General features: G+C 27.4%; 22 protein-coding genes and 1 pseudogene. 12 read left to right on the forward strand and 11 right to left on the reverse strand.

Annotated elements, in window-relative coordinates:
• Positions 1-45 precede the first annotated feature (45 nt).
• From rpsL to BCF59_RS02675, 5 genes are all read right to left on the reverse strand, one after another.
• Positions 46-459 (reverse strand): 30S ribosomal protein S12, encoded by a 414-nt coding sequence (gene rpsL / locus BCF59_RS02655; RefSeq protein WP_134110987.1) that lies wholly within the window; start codon positions 457-459, stop codon positions 46-48.
• Between the two features lie 226 nt (positions 460-685).
• Positions 686-1,144, reverse strand: a complete 459-nt coding sequence (locus BCF59_RS02660; RefSeq protein ID WP_134110989.1) for a hypothetical protein — start codon at positions 1,142-1,144, stop codon at positions 686-688.
• The gene (locus tag BCF59_RS02665; RefSeq protein ID WP_134110992.1) at positions 1,144-1,860 is read right to left on the reverse strand and encodes a hypothetical protein; all 717 of its coding nucleotides are present in this window, start codon (positions 1,858-1,860) and stop codon (positions 1,144-1,146) included. The genes BCF59_RS02660 and BCF59_RS02665 overlap by 1 nt, the downstream gene beginning before the upstream one ends.
• Before the next feature lie 54 nt (positions 1,861-1,914).
• Positions 1,915-2,532: a hypothetical protein gene (locus tag BCF59_RS02670; protein WP_134110994.1), complete on the reverse strand. Its 618-nt coding sequence runs from the start codon at positions 2,530-2,532 to the stop codon at positions 1,915-1,917.
• Positions 2,533-4,212: 1,680 nt separating this feature from the next.
• A complete protein-coding gene (locus BCF59_RS02675; protein WP_134110996.1) occupies positions 4,213-6,777 on the reverse strand; it encodes a DNA topoisomerase (ATP-hydrolyzing) in 2,565 nt (854 codons plus the stop codon).
• 655 nt (positions 6,778-7,432) lie between these two features.
• Between BCF59_RS02675 and dnaX the strand changes: the two genes are divergently transcribed.
• Genes dnaX through rsmI form a run of 6 tightly spaced genes read left to right on the forward strand, consistent with a single transcriptional unit; the run spans position 7,433 to position 12,469 of the window.
• The gene (dnaX, locus tag BCF59_RS02680) at positions 7,433-9,349 is read left to right on the forward strand and encodes a DNA polymerase III subunit gamma/tau (RefSeq protein ID WP_134110998.1); all 1,917 of its coding nucleotides are present in this window, start codon (positions 7,433-7,435) and stop codon (positions 9,347-9,349) included.
• 15 nt (positions 9,350-9,364) lie between these two features.
• Positions 9,365-9,655 (forward strand): YbaB/EbfC family nucleoid-associated protein, encoded by a 291-nt coding sequence (locus tag BCF59_RS02685; RefSeq protein ID WP_134111000.1) that lies wholly within the window; start codon positions 9,365-9,367, stop codon positions 9,653-9,655.
• Positions 9,656-9,661: 6 nt separating this feature from the next.
• Positions 9,662-10,252 carry a recombination protein RecR gene (locus BCF59_RS02690; RefSeq protein WP_134111002.1) on the forward strand — a complete coding sequence of 197 codons (591 nt, stop codon included), beginning with the start codon at positions 9,662-9,664 and terminating at the stop codon, positions 10,250-10,252.
• Positions 10,253-10,261: 9 nt separating this feature from the next.
• Entirely contained in the window at positions 10,262-10,912 is a 651-nt protein-coding gene (gene tmk / locus BCF59_RS02695; RefSeq protein ID WP_134111004.1) for a dTMP kinase, read from the forward strand.
• Entirely contained in the window at positions 10,912-11,766 is an 855-nt protein-coding gene (locus BCF59_RS02700) for an AAA family ATPase (protein ID WP_134111006.1), read from the forward strand. Before tmk ends, BCF59_RS02700 begins: the two co-directional genes overlap by 1 nt.
• Positions 11,759-12,469 carry a 16S rRNA (cytidine(1402)-2'-O)-methyltransferase gene (rsmI, locus tag BCF59_RS02705; RefSeq protein ID WP_134111008.1) on the forward strand — a complete coding sequence of 237 codons (711 nt, stop codon included), beginning with the start codon at positions 11,759-11,761 and terminating at the stop codon, positions 12,467-12,469. The genes BCF59_RS02700 and rsmI overlap by 8 nt, the downstream gene beginning before the upstream one ends.
• Before the next feature lie 41 nt (positions 12,470-12,510).
• On the opposite strand, the gene BCF59_RS02710 is transcribed toward rsmI, so the two are convergent.
• The 6 genes from BCF59_RS02710 to BCF59_RS02735 are packed head-to-tail and all read right to left on the reverse strand — an operon-like array spanning position 12,511 to position 17,618.
• The gene (locus tag BCF59_RS02710) at positions 12,511-14,184 is read right to left on the reverse strand and encodes an MIP family Ig-specific serine endopeptidase (RefSeq protein WP_166666798.1); all 1,674 of its coding nucleotides are present in this window, start codon (positions 14,182-14,184) and stop codon (positions 12,511-12,513) included.
• Positions 14,102-14,704 (reverse strand): hypothetical protein, encoded by a 603-nt coding sequence (locus BCF59_RS02715; RefSeq protein WP_134111012.1) that lies wholly within the window; start codon positions 14,702-14,704, stop codon positions 14,102-14,104. The genes BCF59_RS02710 and BCF59_RS02715 overlap by 83 nt, the downstream gene beginning before the upstream one ends.
• A 30-nt stretch (positions 14,705-14,734) precedes the next feature.
• On the reverse strand, positions 14,735-15,466 hold the full coding sequence (locus tag BCF59_RS02720; RefSeq protein ID WP_134111014.1) for a type III pantothenate kinase: 732 nt from the start codon (positions 15,464-15,466) through the stop codon (positions 14,735-14,737).
• A gap of 6 nt (positions 15,467-15,472) precedes the next feature.
• The gene (locus tag BCF59_RS02725; RefSeq protein WP_134111017.1) at positions 15,473-16,312 is read right to left on the reverse strand and encodes an alpha/beta fold hydrolase; all 840 of its coding nucleotides are present in this window, start codon (positions 16,310-16,312) and stop codon (positions 15,473-15,475) included.
• Positions 16,312-17,295: a lipoate--protein ligase gene (locus BCF59_RS02730; RefSeq protein WP_134111019.1), complete on the reverse strand. Its 984-nt coding sequence runs from the start codon at positions 17,293-17,295 to the stop codon at positions 16,312-16,314. Before BCF59_RS02730 ends, BCF59_RS02725 begins: the two co-directional genes overlap by 1 nt.
• 2 nt (positions 17,296-17,297) lie before the next feature.
• Complete coding sequence (locus BCF59_RS02735; RefSeq protein WP_134111021.1) at positions 17,298-17,618, reverse strand: hypothetical protein; 321 nt, start codon at positions 17,616-17,618, stop codon at positions 17,298-17,300.
• Between the two features lie 228 nt (positions 17,619-17,846).
• On the opposite strand from BCF59_RS02735, the gene BCF59_RS02740 reads away from it, so the two are divergent.
• The 6 genes and pseudogenes from BCF59_RS02740 (at position 17,847) to lpdA (ending at position 25,211) form a co-directional block, all read left to right on the forward strand.
• Positions 17,847-18,806 carry a phosphate acetyltransferase gene (locus BCF59_RS02740; protein WP_134111023.1) on the forward strand — a complete coding sequence of 320 codons (960 nt, stop codon included), beginning with the start codon at positions 17,847-17,849 and terminating at the stop codon, positions 18,804-18,806.
• Between the two features lie 82 nt (positions 18,807-18,888).
• Positions 18,889-20,265: pseudogene (locus BCF59_RS02745) on the forward strand (FAD-dependent oxidoreductase).
• A 61-nt stretch (positions 20,266-20,326) separates the two neighbouring features.
• Positions 20,327-21,436, forward strand: coding sequence for a pyruvate dehydrogenase (acetyl-transferring) E1 component subunit alpha (gene pdhA / locus BCF59_RS02750; RefSeq protein WP_134111024.1), 1,110 nt, complete (start codon positions 20,327-20,329; stop codon positions 21,434-21,436).
• Positions 21,436-22,437 carry an alpha-ketoacid dehydrogenase subunit beta gene (locus BCF59_RS02755; protein ID WP_134111026.1) on the forward strand — a complete coding sequence of 334 codons (1,002 nt, stop codon included), beginning with the start codon at positions 21,436-21,438 and terminating at the stop codon, positions 22,435-22,437. Before pdhA ends, BCF59_RS02755 begins: the two co-directional genes overlap by 1 nt.
• 23 nt (positions 22,438-22,460) lie before the next feature.
• Complete coding sequence (locus tag BCF59_RS02760; RefSeq protein ID WP_134111028.1) at positions 22,461-23,363, forward strand: 2-oxo acid dehydrogenase subunit E2; 903 nt, start codon at positions 22,461-22,463, stop codon at positions 23,361-23,363.
• A 3-nt stretch (positions 23,364-23,366) separates the two neighbouring features.
• Positions 23,367-25,211 (forward strand): dihydrolipoyl dehydrogenase, encoded by a 1,845-nt coding sequence (gene lpdA, locus BCF59_RS02765; RefSeq protein WP_134111030.1) that lies wholly within the window; start codon positions 23,367-23,369, stop codon positions 25,209-25,211.
• Positions 25,212-25,255: the final 44 nt, after the last annotated feature.

Genomic DNA, 25,255 nt, shown 5'->3' on the forward strand with positions numbered 1-25,255 from the left:
TGTCCTCCTTATTATTATGTAATGTAAAAAGTTAATTAATTATGCTTATTTCTTTTCTTTTTTAGTTCCATACAAGCTACGTCCTTGGTTTCTCTTAGAAACTCCTGCTGCATCTTGTGTTCCACGAACTATATGATATCTAACCCCTGGCAAATCTTTAACACGACCACCACGAATTAAAACAACAGAGTGTTCTTGTAAGTTATGTCCTTCTCCAGGAATATAAGCAGTCACTTCCATCATATTTGATAACTTAACACGAGCATATTTACGTAAAGCTGAGTTAGGTTTTTTAGGTGTCATTGTAGCAACACGAGTGCATACACCACGTTTAAATGGTGATGCCATTTTTTTAGATTTTTTAATTAATGAATTGTAGCTTAAACTTAATGCAGGAGCATTTTGTTTTTTAATTTTAGAACTACGCCCATTTGTAACTAACTGATTTGTTGTTGGCATTTTTTCCTTTCATAAAATTAATATTAAACAACAGTTTTATCTAATTAAAATAGATTTAGATATTATACCCTAACAACACCTCCGTGTGTATCATATTTTATTTTTTTTATCCCTATAATATAGTGATAAAAGTTTAAAGTTAAAAAGAATTTCAATTTATTTTAAACTAAAAAAACATTCTTTAAAAAAACATAAGTCCTAATGAACTTATGTTGTTATAATATTTTTATTTAAGAATGTTAAAATATAAAACAAAATTAATAAATGCATTTTCACTTTTGGGTGTTTTAGTGGTTAAAACTACTTTTATTAAAGTTAAAAAGAATCATGCAAAAAATAAAACTGCAAAAGCTCAATAATAAGTTTCATTACTTTGGAAAATAACTCTTGCTAATCCTAATGCTGTAATAATAATGGCTACAACAATGACTACTAGAAATGATAATTTTAGTAATAATGTTATATTTTTGTTGAGAAATTTATCACTAACTTCATATCTTCTAAAAACTAAATAAAGAAAAGGATAAGAAAGTGAGCATATAAAAAACACAATAACATTTAATGGTACAAAATAATAATCATCTTTTCTAACTAAGATTAATGAAATAGTAGCTATAACTCAAAGAACGATTCAACTTGTTAAAATTAAGTAACCAATAAGAATTCTGTTTTTTTCTTTTTTCATTAGTATCCTCCACCATAGTAAGAATCATATTCATGATCATAGTTATAATCTGTTTGCACGGTTGAAACTAATTTATTTTTATATGTTATTAGACTGTTTTTGAAAGCTGTGATTTTATTAATTAAATTACTTTTATGTTTTGACGTGATATTAGTTTGAACATAATTTAAGAAATCATCAACTTTTAATATCACGTTATCTACATTAAAACTTCCATCTTCTATTTTTAAAAATTCATTTTTTAGCAGTGATGAATAATTTAACAATATTTGTTCCTGATATTTATAATTAGCCTTTCTTTTAACGCTCTCTGCTTTAGCTATTTGCAATCCTGCAGTAGCGCCTAATAATGCTGGTGTCTCAAAACCAAATGTTAAAATTCCACCTATTAGAGATCCGATTCCTGTTATTCAAGAACTAGTGTCTAATTTTTTTATATACGCGGATTCCTCTGCCGCTTTATTTGATAGTTCATTAACAATATATGAAATTAAATTTTTTATATCTTTTAATAAATTTAAATCCAAGCCACTTAATGCTTCATAATTTGAAATTTCATTTAAATAATTGTAAAGATATAAATTATTGAATTTATTTATTTTACTATCTGATTCTGTTAATCTTAAGAGTTTACTTATTTGTGTAACAATCTCGCCTTTTAATGAGTCCAACTCTTTTTTTGTTATATCTTTTTGTGTTTCGGTATATAAGATCATTTTTAGTCCTTTTTATATTTTATTTACATGTAACAGTTTTTGTGAGCAACTGTTTTAATATCACTTATTTAATTCATATATAAATTTCTCTTGATTTTGAGCTCCTAAATCTATAAAATAATTTTTGCTATTTTCATAAATAAATTTTTTCATATCAATTCTGTATTTATTAAATGTATGGAACACGAAAAAATCTAATTTAAATGAATTTTCTATATCTTTTTTTACTTTAAAAGTCATTCCATAATTAACTGATATATCATCTTTTTTACTTAAATTAAAAACGTTAATTAATTCTGATTTAGTATTTATAAAAACATTAAACAATATTTCAATTTCTTTTACAAAAGAAACTAATTTTTCGTTTTTTAATAATTTAAAAAAGTTAGAATCTTTATTTAAATGGAAATTATATTGTTGATTTTTTTCTTCTAAACAAAAGAAATAACTATAAATATTTGTAGAAGTAACTAGTATGTCAAATTGTAAATTTGATTTTATATTCATAACTAGTACTTTAATCAACTTTTCCACATCTGTAAAGTAGTCTTCATATTTTAAAAATAGAGATACAATGTCATTTATTGTTGATTGAATTTTTTCTTTATTATCTCTTTGTTCAAACTCTAAAACTCTAAAATTTGACAATAATTGACAGAACTTTGATGACATTATGTAATCAAGATTTGTTAATTTTAAGTTATCTTTTTATTTATAATGTTGTTTATATAAAGTAATTACAAGATTTATTTATCTAATATAAAAAATAATATTTATTGTTATTAATTATCTCCTTTTAAATTATTTTAACCTTCATTAACAACAATGTAACTTTATTTTTATATTTTTTTTATTTTCTTGCTGTGCATTTTCATAAATTTTCACATTTTCTTTTTTTATAAGGTAATTTAGTAATTTTAATATTTTTAACTTTAAAAAACATAAACTTTATTATGATTGCATTTCTAAAACAAATTAAAATAGAAAATAAAATTAATAAAAGAATTATGACTTTTTTTAGTTTTTGAAGTTAAAACAACCTTTATAAGAGTCATTAAAAGTCAGGCAAAAAATATTATCGCTAAAAATCAATAAGTACCTTCTATACTCACAAATATAAGATTTTTAACTGAAATTATACCTAAGAGAATCACAACTATAATTATGACAAAAAAGAGTGTTTTTAATATTCTTTCCAAATATTTATTTAATATTTTTGTTTGCGGATGAAATCCTTTAAATAATCAATACATATAAATATATGTTGGAGATTCTATTAAAAATACTATCATATAAAGTGTAATATAATAATAAGTTATAGATTGAAACAAAAATAACAAAATAGTGCTAAATAATCACAAGGCTATATTTGAACTGATAATCAAATAACTTATAAGAGGTATATTTTTTGTTTTTTTCAATTTAGTAGCCTCCATAATAGTTAGTAAATTCAGTATCATAATCGCTGTCTTTATTTTTTTATAATAACTGAATTAATTATTTTTCTTTAAAAGATAACAAATCATCCTTAAATTTCATAAGCGTCATTAATAATTTTTGACTATTTAAAAATGAAAATTATGATTTGCATAAATCTCTATTTTATTTATGTATAAAATTTATTATTTAAATTTTCTTTTTTTATTCTACATTCTCTATTATATTTATTAAAAACATTATCTTCTTTTCTAGCTATATTAAAAATATTTTTTTATTTTGTTTTCAAATTAATAACCGCCACTATAATAATCATCATATTACTTTTCAAGCAAATTAATTGAATCCAAAAATACAATGGTGAAATTATATTATTATATAATTTTTCAATTTCTTGACTATGTATGAAAAGTTCTTTATTAATATTATTAAAGAATAAATAATTTAGTTAAATCAGAAAAAAAATAATTTTCTTATGAGTTTGAAATTCTTTTTTATAAGATCTTTGTCATTTATTATTTTATATTCTGTATGTACAAGCATGTTCTCCTACCAAACACTTATTTTTTTCTTGTACAAGCAATTTAATGATTAAAATATTCTAAATTATTCATTTTAGATTAAATTTATTTTTTATTTTGTTTATTTTTGTATCTTTTGCACCTAAGGCTTTTTTGATTAAAGAATTAAAAAAACTAAATTTAAAATTAAAATTTTGTTTTAAAAACCGAATTTAAGATACTTTAACTTTATTTTTTTGTTAAATTTATATTTAACTTGTTTGTAAAGATTTCTTAATATTTTTATTTTACATTAAAATAAGGTATCTTTATTCTAATTTAACGACATTAATTATGAAAATTATGATATTTATCCAATTTATTTCCACATTTTAGTTTTTTTCTAACTAATTTCCTACTTTTTCAAATTTAATAATTTTTCCACTTTTGCTAATATATCATCAAATTGTTTTTCTTTTTCTTTTAAAAGATTTTCCGATTTTTCAATATTTTTTGAATTTTCTTTTATTGATTCAACACTAAAATCACTCAAAGGATTTAGTTGAAATTCTTTTTGAATGTCATTTACAAATAATTTATTAATTACCGGATATTGCAAACTACCTTGTTTGTCTTTTAGATTGTTTATTTTTTCTATTACTAAATTATAACTATCTGTTTTTACTAATATTTCCATATTATTTGATTGAATTATTGCAGTAATTTTATTTAATTGATTAATTTCAGAATATTTTTTCCCTTTTGTATTTCGTGAAACTTGTTGAATTTTTTTAGAAGCTAATTTTGCTCAATACCCTTTATCCGAAACAAAGACTAAATCGATGTTTTCTTTGTTTAAAATAAAATCTGTAACTTTATCATTTAACGATAAATAGACACCTTTAATACCTTTTGCTTTTGTTCCATAAGTACTAATATCGGTTTCTGGATAATAAGAAATTAATGAGTTATTAGTTAAAATTAATAAATTATTATGATTATTAGATAATTTTGCTCCTATCATTACGTCATTATCAATTAAGGTCATTGCTGTATAACTTTTCAATGAGCGTTGAGCCTTAAAATCTATTAGTTTAGTATGTTTAAAAAACCCATTCTTAGTTCCAGTAATTATATATAAGTCACTTTCTCAATTTTTTATTTCTAAAACCGAAATAATTTGCTCATCAATTTTAAAATCATATAAATCACGAACATATGTTCCATGCTCTTTCCATTTATTTTCAGCAATTTTATGAATAGGTAAAATTGCATAATTACCAAAGTTTGTGAATAAAACTAAATTATGCATTGTGTTCATTTTTGAAACATGCATAATTGCATCATCTTCTTTTATATAAGAATTACTTAAATTATTTGAAATATAAGTTTTTTCATTAAAGCGCTTAATATAACCATTTTTAGAAACTAAAATATAAACTTCTTCTTCTTTTATTAAATCAGTTTCTTTGTGATTGAAATCAAAGTGTTCATTTTCTATTTTTGTTTTGCGTTCTGCACCAAATTGTTTTTTAATATCTAATAAGATTTCTATGATAAACTTATTAAATTTTTGAGAATCATCAAGCAACTCCTTAATATAATTTATTTCGTTTTCTAAATCATTTTTTTCTTTCAAATAAGCTTGTTTATCAGTTTTGCTCAAACGATATAGTCTTAATTCCGCGATTGCTGTTGCTTGAATTTCGCTAAAAGCAAAATGTTTAATTAAATCCTTAATTACCCCACTTTTTGAGTCTTCAGATTCACGAATTACTTTAATTACTTTATCGGTAATTTCTGAAACTTTAATAAATCCTAAAACAATTTCTAGTCTTAACAAGTTTTTTTGTAGATCGTAGTTTAAAGTTTTTGTTTTGATATCACGAACTTGTTGTTCATATGAATCCAGCATTTGCATTAAATTTAATTGCATCGGCTGATTATTTTTGATAACAGTATTGTTATATGAATAAGTAATTTTTAATTGAGTTTTTTGATATAAATAAGATAGGACACTGTGTTCATTAACGCCTACATCCATTGTAATTAAAATATTAATTCCATTACGATCGGATTGATCTTTGATTTCTAAAACTCCATCAATTGCACCTTTGTTAATTAACATATCTATTTCATAAACTAAAGATGATTTTGACACACCATAAGGAATTTCGGTTATTTCTATAAATTTATTAGAACTTTTAGAATACAAATTACATTTTGCATATAAATGAATTTTATCTTTGATATTATTTCCAAATTCAAATGCATCATCAATCCCTTTAATCCCTTTAATAATCCCGCCAGTTGGAAAATCTGGACCTAAAATATATTTACGAATTTCTTTCAATGATATATTTGGTTTTTTAATTTTTGCAATCGTAGCATCAATTACTTCGGATAAATTATGTGGTGGTAGGTCAGTTGCCATTCCTACAGCAATCCCTTTTGCACCATTAACTAATAATGTCGGAAAAATTGATGGTAATACTACAGGTTCTTTTTCACTATCATCAAAATTAGGAATAAAAGCTACGGTATTTTTTTTTAAATCATTTAAAATAAATTCAGTAACTTTAGACAAGCGAACTTCAGTATAACGCATTGCAGCGGCTGGATCATTATCAATAGAACCAATATTACCATGCATATCTAAAAGTGGAATGTTTGATTTTCATGGTTGACTCATATTAACCATCGCTTCATAAACCGAACTATCTCCGTGTGGATGATATTTTCCAATTACATCACCAACTACCCGAGCTGATTTTTTATAAGGTTTATCATGTGATAAACCTAAATCATACATTGCATATAAAATCCGTCTTTGAACAGGTTTTAAACCATCTTTTATATCCGGAAGCGCTCTTTGCTGAATAACATATTTTGCATATCTACCAAAACGTTCAGACATGACTTTATCTAATGATTCATTAATTATTTTGTCTAAAATTTCTTTCTTTTTGTTTACATCCATAAAACTCCTTATTAATTTAAATTATATTTAATTTTAAAATTAAATAAATATATACGATAATAAATACATAACTGGTGTTTCTAGTTTTAATTAAATATTTCTTAGAATCAAAATTAAGAATATTTTTTTAGCTATGCTGTAGTCTAAAAAGTTTTAAATAGCATAATTTACTTGTTCTTTTATTTTTTTAATAACTTAACTAAAGTAAATATAAGTAAATTAGCTCGTTAGGAATCCTTGAGATAAATTTAATAAATTAAATCTTAAATAAAACTTTAAAAATCAAATTTTTCGTTTAAAATTTAATAACTTAATATCAAACCACCTAAACACCCTTATTTTGAAAAGAAAGGTTATAATGCGTAAAGAAGTTAGATTAAAGAACAAAACAATAGCAGCAAAAAGAGCTAAAAAACTTTCTAAGGAACATCACAGAGAATTAAGAAGGCAAGCAAAATTAACAGCTACTCAATAATTAAAGCCAAGTGCTTTTTTTTATACTTTTTTTACTACTATTATTGAATGTTTTGATTCAAAATATGAAAATCTTTCAATCAGATTTGAATAAAAAATCATCTTTATTTATTTTGTAATTAAAATTAATTTATAATTTTATTACAAGTTTTAAATATAGTTTTTATTGTTCAGGAGAAGCATGCAACACAAAGCACTTTATCGCAAATATCGTCCTAAAACTTTTTCCGAAGTAGTGGGTCAAGAACACATTGTTGAAAGTTTAAAAAATATTTTAAAAAGCCGTAAGATCAACCATGCTTACTTATTTTGTGGTCCAAAAGGTACTGGAAAAACCTCTGTTGCAAAAATTTTTGCAAACACTTTAAACTGTATGCACACTACAGATGTTACTTTAATTTGTGAGGATTGTTTAAAAATGTCTAACAATAATTTTGACATCATTGAAATGGACGCGGCTTCAAATAATGGAGTAGATGAAATTCGTGATCTAAAAGATAAGGTTGAACAAGCTCCAATTAATAGTAAATTCAAAATATATATCATTGATGAAGTTCATATGATGACCAAAAGCGCTTTTAATGCCTTATTAAAAACACTTGAGGAGCCTCCAAAACATGCAATTTTTATTTTGGCAACCACTGATCCACAAAAAATCCCTTTAACTATCTTATCTAGAGTACAAAGATTTAACTTTAAACGTGTATCACAAAACAATATCATTCAACAACTAAAATTTGTCTTAGACAACGAGAAAATTAAATACGAAAGCGATGCTTTAAAAGCAATTGCTGCAATATCATCAGGCGGATTAAGAGATGCTTTATCATTAAGTGAGCAAGCTAGTTCATTTAATGATAATAAAATCCTTTTAGATGATGTACAAAAATATTTTGGTTTACTATCAAACAAAAGAATAATTACATTACTCAATGATCTAAAAAATGATGATTTATTAAATATAATTAAAACAATTCGCGAATTAAAAAGCGAGGGTATAGACCCAAAAATTTTGTTAACTTCAACAATGGATGTTATTAAAGAGTGAGTATTATTTAATAAAACTTTTGATACATCATTATTGAATATTTTAGATCCGAACGATATTGGTAAGATAAATTTATCGATTGATTTAGCAATAAAATTGCTAAAAAAAATATATGAAATTTTAATTAAATTACCTCGCAGCGAAAGTCCTTTTAGTATAATTGAGGTTGGTTTAATAAACTGTATTGATTTAAATAATTTTTATAAACCTAAACCGGAGCAAAATAAAAAAATCCAAGACGCTAACTCAATTTCACACACAACTGATGAATTAGAATTTAAAGCGACTCCTAAGATTCAAGATAACAAAAATTTACATAAATCAATTTTTTCAGGTGACGATTTTTTTAAAAGTAAGTTTGCTATTGATAAGATCAAAAAACAAACAACTAATAACACCAATAAGCTAAGTGAAGATTTATCAAAAAATAATAACAACAAAATTACAAACAATATTGTTAATAATGAAGAAATGTTTGAAAAATCAACTATAGAAATCTTTGATAATACACTAGAAACACAAAATTTTAACAACCAAAAAGAATTAGAAGTTAAGTATCAATGGGAAAATGAAAATGAATTTGAATCAATTCTTAATATTCTTTTATGGATCAAAGAAGATAAAGAAAATAGAAATTTAAAGGATAAGTATACGAGTTTAAAAAATGATGCCGAATTTTCTAATACTAGAGTAGATTTAAATCGCTATTTTGAATGATTTAAAAATACTAAAATCATTTCAGCTTGTGAAAACGCTATAATTTTTTCAGTTGATAATGATGAATTATTGGAACTTTTAAATAAAAACAAATACAAAGTTGATTTACAAAAATTTATAGACTACGTATATTCGGGCGGTTATAAATGATTATATTTTCTAAATTCTAATAAGCAAGAAAAAATTAGACAACTCTATATTGACTATATTAATGGAAAATATGTGTTAGGCAATCCAATTCATAAACCAGATAAACTTATTACAGTAATACCAAACCAACGCGAGGACCACATTGAGGCTTCTAAATACATCCATTCAAAAACTTGAAAATAATAGAAAAGAGGAAAAATGAACCCAGAATTAATCAAAAGACTTAAAAAGATGCAAAGCGAAATAGATGCAAAACAAAAAGAATTTTCAAACTTAGAATTTAGTGTTGAAAAACAAGGCATTAAAATTACTGCAAAAGGTGATTTTAGCATTCAAAAGATAGATATCGATCCAGCTTTAATCGACCCTGATGATAAAGAACTTTTAGAGGACTTACTTATCGTATCTATTAATGAATTAATTGATAAAATTAATGAAGAACAAAATAAAATCATTCCAAAAGACATGCCAGGTGGATTACCATTTTAGGTTAAAATGTTTGAATCTGAAGATATAAATAATTTAATTCAAAAACTTAAAAAAATTCCTGGTTTCAGCAAAAAAAGTTCTGAAAAATTTGTTTATTGGATTTTTGACAATGAACAAATAAGTGTAAATTTACTCGTAAATGATATTAAAAAAATTAAGGAAAATACTAAATTTTGTAACAATTGTACTAACATTTTAGACAAAAAATTGGAATGCAAAATATGCAATGATGAAACACGTAAAAACACTTTATTAGTACTTGAAAACCTTTCTATTTTAGACAAAATAGAAAAGTCCGGTTTTTATTTTGGAAGATATTTTATCTTTAATAAGCAAATAGAAAGCGAATATGATTATAAGAATAATTTAGCATATATTAATGACTTTTTAAATTATGCTAAAGGATTTGAAGAAATTATTTTAGGTATATCCCCCACTTTAAAAGGGGAAATATTAATTAACATACTTAAGAAAGCATTAAAAAATTTAAAACTAAAAGTTTCTCAAATCGCTATTGGTGTACCGTTAGGAGCATCAGTTGACTATATTGATGAAACTACTTTAAAATTTTCAATAAAAAATAGACAAAAAGATTAGAGGTAAAAAATGTTTATAACTTTTGAGGGATTAGACGGAAGCGGAAAAACTACAATACTAGAAAAATTGGTGCAATATTTTAAAAAAAATTATCCAAAAATGAATTTGATTATCACTAGAGAACCTGGCGGACAAAACCTGAAAGAAGCCGAAAAAATCCGTGATATTATTTTAGACAAAGAGAGCGATTTATCGCCGGTGGCTGAAGCCATGCTTTATTCTACAAGCCGTAGAATTCATTTAGAAAAAGTTATTTGACCCGCTATTAAAAACGGCGAATTAGTATTATGTGATAGATATATTGACAGTTTCTATGCCTATCAAGGTTTTGCAAGAAATTTAGGATATAAATTTGTTAAAACATTAACAAATTTAATCATAGATAATGCTATTCCAGATATCACTATTTTCTTTGAAATTACCCCTGAAAAAAGCAAAGAAAGACGCGACCGCACTCGTTTAGTACAAGATAGATTAGACAATGAAAATATGGATTTTCATTATAAAGTTTACAATGGTTATAAACAATTGATTCAAGAAGACCCAAAAAGATTTATTATTATTGACGGTTCTTTATCTCTTGAAAAAGTTTGTGCTAATGTTGTAGAAAAATTAAATCAAAATCAAAAATTTTTAGACTTTGTACAAAAATACAAATAATGAACACAGAAATTTTAGACATTTTTTTAAAATTAAACAAATCTAACAAACTTGCACACTTTTATTTATTTAAACATACCAATAAAATTGATGATTTACTATTAAACATCATTAATATAATTAATAACAGTTCGTTAAAACTAATTGATAATTCTTTTGATAATTTATCAACTAATATTTTTTTTATTGATGGAAGCAAAGAAACAATCAAGAAACAGAATATACAAGACGTTTTTTATAAAAGCCAGTTTAAAAATGACACTAATTTAAAAAATATTATTTTAATTAAAGACATCGATAATGCTGCAGCAATTACTATTAATGGTTTTTTAAAATTTATTGAAGAACCCTTAGAAAATATCATTATTTTAGCCACCACTAAAAATATTAATAAAATTTTGCCAACCATCATTTCTAGAGCACAAATTATTTCTGTTAATTTAAAAAATAATCCTCAAAATAGTTTTAATGATTGAACAAAAGACATTAAATTAGATGAAAATCAAATTTTATTAATAAAAGAATTAATTAAAAAATTAGAAAATTTATTAATTAATTCTCAATTAAATTTAGAATTTCTTATAAGCTTTCTCAAAGATAATTTAACATCAGAAAACAAATTTTTATTAGATGTTTTACAAAAAATTCTTTTACCAGACGAAATTTTAGAAAGTAATGTAAAAGAATTAAATCAAATAAAAAAATTTATCTTAAAAAAACCGAAATTATTAGAAAAAATAATACTAACATTACAACTCTGCATAACTTTTAGCGAAAATATTTCAACAATTAACGCCAATTTTGAAATACAAAAAACAGCATTTTTAATTAAACTAAGAAGAATTTATGAGTAAATTATATATAGTAGGAACTCCGATCGGAAACTTATCCGATATTACTTATCGTGCAGTTGAAACATTACAAAAAGTTGACGTCATAGCCTGTGAAGATACTAGAGTTACTATAAAACTCCTAGAAAAATATCATATAACTAAAAAAAAATTAATAACTAACAATATAGTAAATGAAAAAAATGTTGTAAAGGAATTATTAAATTACTTATTAAACAATAAATCTGTAGCTGTTGTTTCTGACGCCGGAATGCCGTTGGTTGCTGATCCAGGCTTTAATATTATTAATTTAGCACGTCAAAATAACATTGAAATAGAAATTATTCCTGGTGTATCTGCCGCTATTACTGCATTTGTAGGTTCGGGATTTTCACATAACTTTACTTTCTTAGGTTTTATCAAAGATAAAAGCCAGCAACGAAAAAACCAATTAAAAACATTAACTGAAGGAACTTATATATTTTTTGTTTCTCCTCATAAATTAATAAGTACAATTTCTGATATATATGAAATTTTTAAGGATGAGGTGAATATTTGCTTAGCCAAAGAATTAACCAAAATTTACGAACAATGGTTTTTTGAAAAACCTTCAACGCTCTTGAAAATCCTTGAACAATGTTCAACTATTAAAGGTGAATATACTTTAGTACTAAATATTGCAAAAGTAAAACATATAAAAATCAATAAGTATGCTAAAAATAAATAAAAATCGTTTAGACCATATATAAGTACTAAACGATTTTTCTATTAAGAATTTTGGATCTTGAAACCGTTAGGAAATAGTGCAGTTTTGAATGAATTTCCACCATTACTTCTATCGAAACCGTTCGGATAAATCTTGGTTAAATTTTCACGATAAGACGCTGTTTGTGCAGGATATTTACTTTTATCACTACCATCAATTAAATTGTAAGCCTTTAAAACAACATTATTTCTTGCAACATCCTTAGCCAACAGCAAAGGAGCAAAACCAGCAATTTTAGACAAATCATTTGGTTCCACTGAACTATTTACACTATCATAAATACCAATAATTTGACCAAATTCATTATAAACTACTGACCCAGAAGCACCATAATATAGTGATGAAAATCAAATTGAATAGTTATAACCGTAATAATCACCCAATAATCTGCCTTGCGCTTTTCCATACGGATTAAAATTACCAGTAGTAATCTTCTCTTCCGAACTATTTGATGGTAAAGCAAATTGTTTATCGTTAGTCAAACCTCTGGTATTATATTTTTCTGTAGTTGATGTTCTTTGGTTTGGATTATTGATACTTCAAGTAGCCATCCCATCAGTGGTAAGTTGTGGATAGCCACCAATATAGACTTGCTTAGAATTTCATAAGTTTTGATTATTTGTTGAATATTTTTCGAAATATGCAGTCATATAGTCTGTTGTTTGCATATATTTTGAAATTGATTTATCTTGATTTGGTAACTTAGGTGTGTCTGATAGTCTTTGAATATATGAATCTACAGCATTAATCGCATCTTTAAATGATGTTTTTGTTGTTTCATTCATATTAGACATATCAATATCAATTTCAAATATTGCAAAATCAGTATAAAAAGGATAAAATGTTTCTGAATTTAATAATTGTTTTTTAATAATATTATATTCTGAACCTTCATCATCTTCATCACCGGGAGCAGCAGTTTTTAATCATTCTTGAGCTTTTTTTCTTAATTCTGCTTGTAATGGTTGAATATATTCTCGTTTAATAAAATCAAAACCAGCAAAGATCAATTTTGGAGCACTAATACCTTGTGTTAAAGTAGTAACTGAAGCACCTGAATCTGATTTATTTGCATCAGTAAATTTAGATTCAGAAGTATATCAATGCACGTTATTTGCTTGATTTGATTGATATTTATAGTTGTTTGTTTGAACATCAAAATTTTCTCTTTTTGAAGCTTTTCCAATTGAAATTGAGTTAGCACGAATATTTCTTGGATCTTGATAATTTAATTTTTCCGCCAGAGCATCATCTAATGTATTTGATAAATCAGAAGCGACATGTAAATTTGTGGCAAAAAACAATTTATACTTATTTTCATTTTCTTTATAATAGTCTAACAATCATGCAGTTCCAGTACCGGTTGATCTAAAATCATTGTCAGTATTATTTATCTTTTTGCCAATACCAAACTTTATTGCAAAACTACGATCAAAAATTTCTTTATAAATAACATTTCTATCTACTGTTTGGTATTCTTTTGCGTATTCAGGATATTGATTATTTTTACTTGGATCAAATACAGGAAATTTAAAATCTTTAGGCAGAGTTGGAACTTCTGAGATCAACTTATTATTATTATTTGAATAGTTATTAGATGAATCTGTAGGTTGTTTTACTTGAGAAGCCCCCCCCTGTTTGACCTGTATTGTTAGAATTTGATTCCGTATTAGCACTTTCTGTATTTACTTTTTTTAGAATAAATTTTAAATTAGTAGTGATTTTTTTGTTATTGATAAATAAATACTCAATACCATACTCGTTATCTTTATTTGAATCATTATAACTTGCTAGGTTTGTTACATCAAAACTAAGCGTTTTACTCTCTTGATTATAATCTGATTTATTAAACAAAACCGGAAAACCTACAATTTTTAATCTAATATCACCATGTAAAACTGAGTCATCCAACTTATCTATAAGCTGAATTATCAATTTATATGAATTATTGGAATTTACAACTTCAAGAGATTTAATCCCCAAATTTTTTTGTTTGTTTTCTTGTGTTTGTTCGTTATTTATTTCAGAATCTTCTGCTTTGCTTGCGTCATCTTTTTTTGTTTTAGATGTTTTGTTATGAATGTCATCTATCTTAGTGTTTTTAGAATTAGACACACTATCAACACATGAAATAGCTGTTATGCTACTTATAGTGCTAGTCAACATAATCGCAAGCATTTTATGTATTTTTTTCATATTAATTTTCCTTTTTATAAAGTCATATAGCTAAAAAAGTTTTTTATTTTTTGAAAACTCAATAAGTCCTTGAATAACTAATTCCTCTTTTATATTGGTTAAATTTTCATTTTTAAAATATCTTAAATTTCCGCCAGTATAAAAAACTTTTAAATTCTCTGAATTAATTTCTTTTAAAAAAGAATTTATCATTAATTTATTTCCTTTAATAATCCCTAACGAAACAGCGTCGGTTGTGTTTGTAGCTAAATTAAATGAGATGTTATAATTTAACTCAATTTTTGAAATTTGTGAGGTATTAGAAAAAAGCGCTAAAAGACTTTTTTCTATTCCTGGTGAAATTATTACTCCAAGTAGTTTTTTATGATAAATCTTACTTATAACAGTTGCTGTTCCTAAAGACACAACAATTCCACTTTTATACTTTTGTGCTATATAATAAGAAGTCAATAAAATATCACTGCCTATTTCAGAGGTATTAATTTTCGAGTCAAAAAATAAATCATCTGCCGAAAAATCTAAAATAGAAATTATTTTAAGATTAATTTTAAGTTTTTTAAACACCTCAACAAAAAAAATATTCATTTCAGGCTTAACTGAAGATAGAATTGCTTTATGAAAATTTAAATGTAAAAGATTTTGAATTTCTGTTTTTAAAAATAATTGGTTAAGTTGTTTAATGTTTATTTTTTTAATTATTAAATTATCATTTTTAAAAAAACCAATTTTCAAAAGTGAATTCCCTAAATCTAAATATAGCATTTTTTCCTAATCCAAAAGTTCTAAAATGACCTGATTTATTCTTTCATTAACTTCGTTAGGTTTTTCAAAAAATAATGCATGGCCACAATTTTCTAAAACTAACATTTCTTTTTTATATTTATTTGCTAATGAATTTATGGATAAATACGGAACAAAAACATCATTTAAACCTATAATAAATTCGTAATTTAAGTTTTCATCATATAAAGACTTAATATTTTGCATCAAATAATTAATAGATAGAATTTGATTCGATACCATAAAATTAAATAAATTATATTTTTTTTTAGTAGTATTTAAGAATCCAGTTGCTATTTTTTCTAAGTTCTTACGGTAGTTATTTTTATCCTCGTATATTAAATTATCTGAACTTTCATATGCTTCGATAAATGTTTGCGGCAACAATCACTTACCTAAGCGCTCGATTGCTTTAGAACCATAAAGTTTTAAACTTTGTTTTGCGGGAAACTCGCTAAAAATCTCATGATTTAGCGGTGCTGCTAAAATCGCTTTTGAAACTAATCCACAATTAAGCACGTATAAAGCGCTTGCCCCACCTAAAGAATGTCCAACCACTAAACTAAAATCAAAACCACTTTGTCTAATGAATTCTGCCGCAATTTGTTGGTAAAACTCAATCGAAATTAAGGAGTGGGCACTTGATAAACCACACCCTGGGAAGTCTATCGCAACTACATCATAGTTGCGATTTTGTAATTGATAAACTTGGTTTGCAAAAGATGATGCAGAATTAAATCCGTGTAAGAATAACACTTTTGGTTTCCCTGTATCTTCAAAAATATAATGAATAGTTTCATTTAAAAGTTGAATTTTTTTGCTTTGCATTATTCTCCAAACAGAATATCAACAATTTCTTCAGGTGTGATTGAACCAAAATAGTTACCTAAGTTTGGAATTTGTTTAAATTTATATAACATATTATGCTTTTCAAAATTCTCACCTAATAAGAGGTTTTCAACTTGTTCTGTACCTAATAAAGTTAAAAAATCACCTTCAAATTTTATTTCAGCAATTTTATTTTCTTTTACATTTGCACTAATTTGCAAAATCCCACCATCAGTCTTTCTTTCACTATAAAATGAAAATTCCGGGTTTTTACCTAAAACTCATTCTTGCGACGATCGAATTGCTCGTAATTCTGGAATTTGATCTTTATATTTTTGTGGAATCTCTAGAAGTTTTGCATTATATCTTTGCATCAAAAATCTAATGAATTTATTTTTAAACTCTTCAATTGTCATTTTTTCTTTTAATTCATTAAATAAATTAGTTACTCGTTGTCTTGCACTATTAATTCCTTTTGATTCCATCTTCAATTTACTGGGATTTAACACGGTTGAAAGCCTAGTCAAATCCACATTAAATAAAATAGTTCCATGATGTACTATTTTATTTTTATATATAAATTGTGCATTCCCTGAAAATTTTGCTCCATTAACTACTAGATCATTTCTACCTTTAAATTGTGCATCCAATCCTAAGGATCTTAAAAAATTTAAGACAGGTTCTAAAAACTTTTCATAACTATGTTCTGATTTATCTGATGTAATAAAAGAAAAATTCAAATTTCCTAAATCGTGATATACTGCTCCACCACCTGATAATCTGCGATATAAACCAATATGATCTCTTTCTAAAACATCAAATTTAACTTCTTTATATGCGTTTTGGTTTCTACCTATGATTACATCATTTGCGTGTTGATATAAATAAATAATATCTTCAGTGTTGCTTTCATCTTTTGTCATTATCTCTTCAAGTGGAAGATTATAAAATGGGCTAGTTTGCTCACTTATATAGATTTTCATTATTACTCCTTGTTTACTAAATCAAAATTGGTAACACTTTTAAATGCTTTTATAAACTCTGCTTGTTGTTGTGGCTGTAAATTTAAATTTTTGATTCCTAAAATATTTATTTGACCATAATCTCAACGTTTTTGATATCTATTACTATCTAATAAAAATAATAAATCCTCAACAAATCAGTCAAAAAAACTCTCTCCATATTGAATATTCCTTAACAATGAATTAATTTTAATATCTAGAGTTCTATTTTCATGATTCAAGATTTCAAGATCAAAAGAAAGATTTAATTCTTGGCTAGTTTTACTTTGAAATTGTGTTTTCATTTTGTAATTATATCACTATAAATTTTACATTTACAAACTTATAAAAGTTGTATTTTAAAAATATAAAAAAGTGCTTTAAATACTTTTTTATATAGTGAAAATGTTGTTTTTATACATATTTATAAATATTTATAGTATTTTAAGAATTTTATAAATTGTTATTATAAATAATTTGTTTTAAAAAAACTTTAATATAATAATAAACGTATGATATTTTTAAGGAGTAAGATGGATTTCCAAAAAGAATTAGAATTAAAAATTCTAAAAAACAACGAAAATACTAAGTCTAAAAAAACTATTTTATTAATTGATGGTGATGATCAAAGATCAGTTGAAGCAGCTAAATTAGTTGAAAAAAGTCAATTAGTAAATGTCGTTTTATTAGTTAATAAAATTAACGGTTCATTGCCCCCAAGCATTAGACAAGAGATAATGACAGCAGAAAAACAACAAATATTTGCTAACCATTTTTTTGAACTAAGAAAAGGTAAAGAAACATTAGAATCGGCACAAAAAAACTTACAAACAGCACCATTTTTTGCAATGATGATGCTAAAAAATAAAGAAGTGGATGGAGTTGTAGGTGGGTTAAATTACACAACCGCAGATATTTTAAGAGCTGCGTTTAAAGTGATTGGACCTAAAAAAGGTATCAAAACCATTTCATCAGCAATGATTATGCATAAAGAAGCATCAAAATACATTTTTTCTGATATTTCAGTAAATATTAAACCTAATAGCGAACAATTAGCAGAAATCGGCCTAAACGCAACAGAATTTGCCAAAAGTCTTGGTTTTGATCCAAAAGTGTCATTTTTATCTTTTTCAACCGATGGTTCGGCGGTTAGTGAAGAATCAAAATTAGTAGTTGAAGCTACAGCTAAATTTAATGAAATTAGCGAAATTAAAGCCATAGGTGAAATTCAATTTGATGCAGCTTTTGACGAAAAAATAAGACATGCAAAATACAAAAAAGAAGCTTTTTCAGGAACAACAAATGTTTTTATTTTTCCTAACTTAGATGCCGGAAATATTGGATATAAAATCGGACAACGCTTAGGTGGTTTTGGAGCAATCGGGCCAGTTATAACCGGAATAGCAGAACCTGTAAACGATCTTTCAAGAGGTTCAAGCATAGAAGATGTTTATAATACAATTTTAATTACAGCTTTACAAGCAAACAAATAATTTTTTATTAAGAGTAAGCAAGATAAACTTAATAAAAAAGTTTATAATTTATTTAGTAATCAAACGGAGGTTATTTTAACTTATGAAAATTATATCAGTAGGAGCAAACCACGCAGGTACTTCATTTTTAAGAACAATGAAGAAAGTAGCTCCAAATGCTCATTTAGTAGCATATGATAAAAACACAGATATTTCATTTTTAGGATGTGGAATTGCGTTATGAGTTGGGGGTGAATTTTCAAAACCTGACGGACTTTTCTACTCAAGCATTGAACAACTTAAAGGATTAGGAATTGATATTAAAGATTCGCACGAAGTTGTAGAAATTAATAGAGCAGAAAAATATGTAGTTGTAAAAAATTTAAAAACAGGTGATACATTCAAAGATCACTATGATAAATTAGTTTATGCTGGAGGAACTTGACCAATTATTCCACCATTTGAAAACATTAATTTAGATAATATTTTAGTTTCTAAAATTTTTAGTCACGCTAAAGAAATTAAAGCAAAAGCAGAATCTGCTGATGTTAAAAAAGTTGTTGTAATTGGTGCCGGATATATTGGAGTCGAAATTGTTGAGGCATTCCATAAGTATGGAAAAGATGTAACTTTAATTGATATGCAAGACAGAATCGTTCCTAACTACTTTGACAAAGAATTTACTGATAAAGTTGAAGCAGAAATGACTAAAAACGGAGTTAAACTACGTTTAAACGAGAAAGTTCAAAAATTTGAAACACAAAACGGAAAAACAGTTTCAGCAGTTATTACAGATAAGGGAAGATACGAGGCTGATTTAATAATTTTAGCAATCGGATTTAGACCTAAAACAGAACTTATTGAAGGTGTGGAAAAAACTCCTAACGGAGCGATCAAGGTTGATAAATTCCAAAGATCACTTTCAGACAAAGACATATATGTAATCGGTGATGCTGCCTCAATGATTAATAACGTAACTGGAGAATACGCACACATCGCTTTAGCAACCAATGCCGTTAAAACTGGTATTGTTGCTGCTTTCCACTTATCAGGTAATGAATCAATTCCATTTCCTGGATATTCAGGGACAAACGCAATTAGTGTATTCGGATTTAATTATGCTTCCACAGGACTCTCAGAAGTTGCTGCATCAAGACATGAAACTTTAAAAGATTCATTTGCTGTAGAATATTTTGAGGATAATGATAGACCAGAATTTATGCGCAAACACTACAAAGTATGATTAAAAATCACATATGATAAAAAAACTTTAAGGCTGCTTGGTGCTCAAATCGGTTCATTCGGAAAAGAGGCAAACCATACTTAAGTAATTTATATGTTATCATTAGCAATTCAACAAAAATTAACATTACCACAAATTGCTTTAATGGACTTTTACTTCTTACCTCACTTTAATAAACCATTTAACTTTGTTATTCAAACTATCTTAAATGCATTAAATTTAAATTATAATAAATAACAAGATTTACAAAAATGGAGTTATTTACACTCCATTTTTAAATGAAAGAAAGGAAGTTCTTATGGCTTTTAAATTTGTCAAACCCGGAAATATTATGTTTTCTAAAGATGAAATTATTCGCTTTTTAGACATCGACGGAAAACTAACAAAAGAAGGCAAAACAAACGAACCAAAATTATCTCAAGAAGAACTATTAAAAGCATATAAATTTATGGTGCTTTCAAGAAGACAAGATGAATATATGACTCAATTACAAAGACAAGGTAGAATGCTAACTTTTGCTCCCAATTTTGGTGAGGAAGCGTTACAAGTTGCTTCCGCAATGGCTTTACAAAAAGATGATTGATTTGTTCCTGCGTTTCGCTCGAATGCAACAATGCTTTATATGGGAATGCCAATTAAAAATCAAATGCTCTATTGAAATGGAAACGAACGTGGAAGTAAAACTCCTGAAGGAATTAATTTATTACCTATCAACATCCCGATAGCAACTCAATGTTCACATGCAGCAGGACTTGCATATGCGGCTAAATTATTGGGTAAAAAAGTTGTTTCTGTTTCATTTGTTGGAAACGGCGGGACTGCTGAGGGTGAATTTTATGAAGCAATTAATACTTCTGCAATTTGAAAATGACCATCAGTATTTTGTGTAAATAACAACCAATGAAGTATTTCAACTCCAGAACACTTAGAAACTGGTTCTGAAACTATTGCAGCTAAAGCTGCTGCTGCAGGTATTCCAGGAATTAGAGTTGATGGAAACGATTTTTTAGCTTCATATGTAGTAATGAAAGAAGCTGTAGAATTTGCAAGAGAGGGGAATGGTCCGGTCTTGGTGGAATTTATCACTTGAAGACAAGGTCCACACACCACTTCAGATAACCCAAGAATTTATCGTACCATCGAACAAGAAAAAGAAAACGAAAAATGAGAACCAATGCACCGCATTGAAAATTATTTATTCGCTAAAAAATTCCTAACCGAAGAACAAAAAAAACAAATTTGAGATGAAGCATTGCTACAAGTTAAGGAAGCATACCAACAATCATTAGAAGAACTTGATGTAGCATTAGATGAAGTTTTTGATCATACATATCAAAATTTAACACCTGAATTATTAGAACAAAAACAAGAAGCAATTGCGTATTATGCAAGCAAGGAGACTAAATAATGGATAAGAAAGTAGTCGAATTAAACAACATTGGTGCAGTTACACATGCTATTGATTTAATGATGGAAAAAGATCCAACCGTTGTTTTATGAGGTCAAGATTCAGGTTATGAAGGTGGAGTTTTTAGAGCTACTGAAGGATTACAAAAAAAATATGGTATAGAAAGAGTTTGGGATACACCAATCGCCGAAGCCGCAATGTGTGGAATTGGGGTGGGTGCTGCTATTTTCGGTCTTAAACCCATTGTAGAAATGCAATTCCAGGGATTCTCATATCCGGCTTTTCAACAATTAATGACACATGCAGCTAGATATAGAAATAGATCTCGTGGAAGATTTACCGTTCCAATGGTACTTAGAATGCCGATGGCCGGTGGAGTTCGTGCATTAGAACACCACTCAGAAGCTATTGAAGCATTATATGCACATATTCCAGGATTAAAAGTAGTTATGCCATCAACTCCTTATGATACAAAAGGTTTAATGATAGCTGCTATTAACGATCCAGATCCAGTTGTATTTTTAGAACCCAAAAAAGTATATCGTTCATTTAAACAACAAATTCCAGCTGAAATTTATGAAGTTCCAATCGGTAAAGCAAATGTTTTAATTGAAGGAAATGATTTAACTTTGGTAACTTACGGAGCACAAGTACACGACTCGCTTGAAGCTATTAAAAAAATTATAACAACCGATCCGTCAATTAGTATAGAATTGATTGATTTAAGAACTATTAAACCAATTGACACTGAAACCATAGTAAATTCTGTTAAAAAAACCGGAAGATTGCTTGTTGTGCACGAAGCAGTTAAATCATTCTCTGTATCAGCCGAAATTATTGCTCGTGTAAATGAAAAAGCTTTTGAATTTTTAAAAGCACCATTAACCAGATTAACAGGTTATGACATTACAGTACCTTTAGCTAGAGGTGAGAAATACCATGCAATTGATAGTGATAAAATCGTTGCAAAAATTAAAGAAGTTATTTCATTCAAATTTTAAATAACTAGAAAGGAATAAAATATATGCAAAGAATTATTTCAACCCCGCTAGCTAGAGCAATGGCGGCCAAAATGGGTATTGATATTACAAAAGTGACCGGAAGTGGCCCACAAGGAAGAATACTTAAGGACGACGTTTTAGCCTTCAAACAACAACCAACAACTACTCCTGTTGCACCAACAAGCAAACCGACTGATGTTGCAAGTAAACCAACACCAGTTTTATTAGATGGACGCAGAGAAAAAATTACACCAATCCGCAAAGCTATCGCGCGCGCAATGGTTAATTCAAGAGATTCGGTTGCATACTTCAGTTTAGTAAATGAAATCGACGTTACTAGGTTATGAGATTTAAGAAAACTAATCGTTGATGATGTACTAAAAACCACCGGAGTTAAGCTCACATTTTTACCTTATATTGCAAAAGCAATCATTATTGCATTAAAAGAATTTCCTATCTTGGCTGCTAAATACGACGAAGCTAGCGGAGAAATTGTTTTTCCAACTACAATTAATTTAGGAATTGCCGTTGATACTGAATCCGGTTTAATGGTTCCGGTAGTTAAAGATTCACAAAACCTTACTATTGTTGATTTAGGAAAAGAAATCGTAAGACTTGCATTAGCTGCAAGAGATAAAAAAATCAAACCGAACGAAATGTCAGGTGGATCATTCACTATTACTAATTACGGATCAATTGGAGCATTGTTCGGAACTCCGGTTATCAATTACCCAGAGCTTGCAATAGCAGGAGTCGGAGCAATTGTTGATAAACCAGTAGTTAAAAACGGACAAATTGTTCCAGGCAAGATTATGAATCTAACCGTTTCAGCAGACCATAGATGAATTGATGGAGCTACAGTAGGTAGATTCGCTTCAAGAATTAAAGAATTACTAGAAAAACCAGAAATTTTAGGAGTATTATAAAATATGCATAAATTTAAATTTGCTGATATTGGTGAAGGACTACATGAAGGTGTGGTTGCTGAAATTTACAAAAAAGAAGGTGATAGCGTAAACGAAGGAGATTCATTATTTTCTGTTGAAACTGATAAAGTTACTTCAGACATACCTTCACCTGCAACCGGAAAAATAATTAAAGTTTTAATGGCGGTTGGTGATACCATTCACGTTGGTCAAGAAATTTACTACATTGATGATGGTTCAGGTAATAGTGTCGAAGAAGCGCCGGTTGTTGAAAGTAAGCCAGAAGCAAAAACCGAAGAAAGTGGCGGCGCTTCTGTAGTTGGTGAAGTGAAAGTATCAAATCAACTTTTTGATCTCTCTGCATTTAAAAAACCAGCTGCGACCGAAAACATTGCTACTAATGCAGAAGTTGCAAAAACCACAAATACATCAACTAAAGATACCGGAAAGGTATTTACAGGCAAAGTAGAAGAAGAATTTGATGTTATTGTTATCGGTTCTGGTCCTGGTGGTTATTTAGCGGCCGAAGAAGCTGGAGCAGCCGGTTTAAGAACCTTAATTATTGAAAAAGAGTTTTGAGGCGGAGTATGTTTAAACGTGGGATGTATCCCTACAAAAGCATTACTCAAAACTACCGAAGTGTTAAATTATGTAAATCACGCACATGATTTTGGCTTAGAAGGTGATGTTAATGTAAAAATTAACTGAGAAAAAATGCATCAAAGAAAAGCCGGTGTAGTAAAACAACTTACTAACGGTGTGCAAGCACTAATGCGTATGAATAAGGTTAAAACCATTGTCGGTAAAGCTAAATTTGTCGGAGCACACGAAGTCGAAGTTGAAAACAAAGTCTACCGTGGTAGAAATGTAATTATTGCTACCGGTTCATCTGATCGTAAAATTCCACTTCCGGGATTTGATGAAGGATATAAATCAGGTAAATTAATTACTTCTAAAGAAGCAATTAATTTACAAAAACAACCTAAAACACTAACCATCATTGGTGGTGGAGTTATCGGTGTTGAATTCGCGCAGGTTTTTGCTGCCGCAGGAACTAAAGTAACTATTTTACAAAACCTACCCACAGTACTCGCAATGCTTGATAAAGATATTATTAAACAAGTTACAAACGATTTAAAAGAATCTAATATTACAGTTGTTCATAATGCAAATACAACTAAATTTGAAAATGGTAAAATTTTCTATACCGTTGATGGAAAAGAAGAATCTATTAAATCAGATGTGGTGCTTGTATCTGTCGGTAGAGTACCCGAATCACTTGGTTTAGAAGAAGTTGGAATTAAATTGGGAGATCGCAAACAACTTTTGGTTGATGAATTTTGTAAAACTAATATTGAGGGAGTTTATGGTATCGGTGACGTAGTCGGACAATCAATGTTAGCTCACGTTGCTTATCGTCATGCTATAGTTGCTATTTCAAATATTTTAAACAAATCTATAAAATATTCAGCAAAAACCGTTCCCGCTTGCATTTACACTCACCCGGAAATCGCTGTTGTTGGTTTAACCGAAGAACAAGCCAAAGAACAAGGAAAAGACTTTATTGTAGCAAAACACCAATTTACATTCATTGGTAAAGCGCTAGCGGCTCACGAAGAAAAAGGATTTGCAAAATTCATTATTGATAAAGAATTTGGTGAAATTATAGGATGTCATATCATTGGAGCTCATGCAACTGATTTGATCTCAGAAGTTGTTTTGGCAATGGATTTAGAATCTACTATTTATGATATTGCTTCAACAATTCACCCACACCCAACCTTTAGTGAAGTTTTATGAGAAGCAGCACGTAATGCGGTGCACCAATTACATAAGTTACAGAAATAATTAGTAATTTAAAAACCAAAACCTTATTAGTTTTGGTTTTTAAA

Source organism: Mycoplasmopsis mustelae (assembly GCF_004365095.1).
GTDB classification, from domain to species: domain Bacteria; phylum Bacillota_I; class Bacilli_A; order Mycoplasmatales; family Metamycoplasmataceae; genus Mycoplasmopsis; species Mycoplasmopsis mustelae.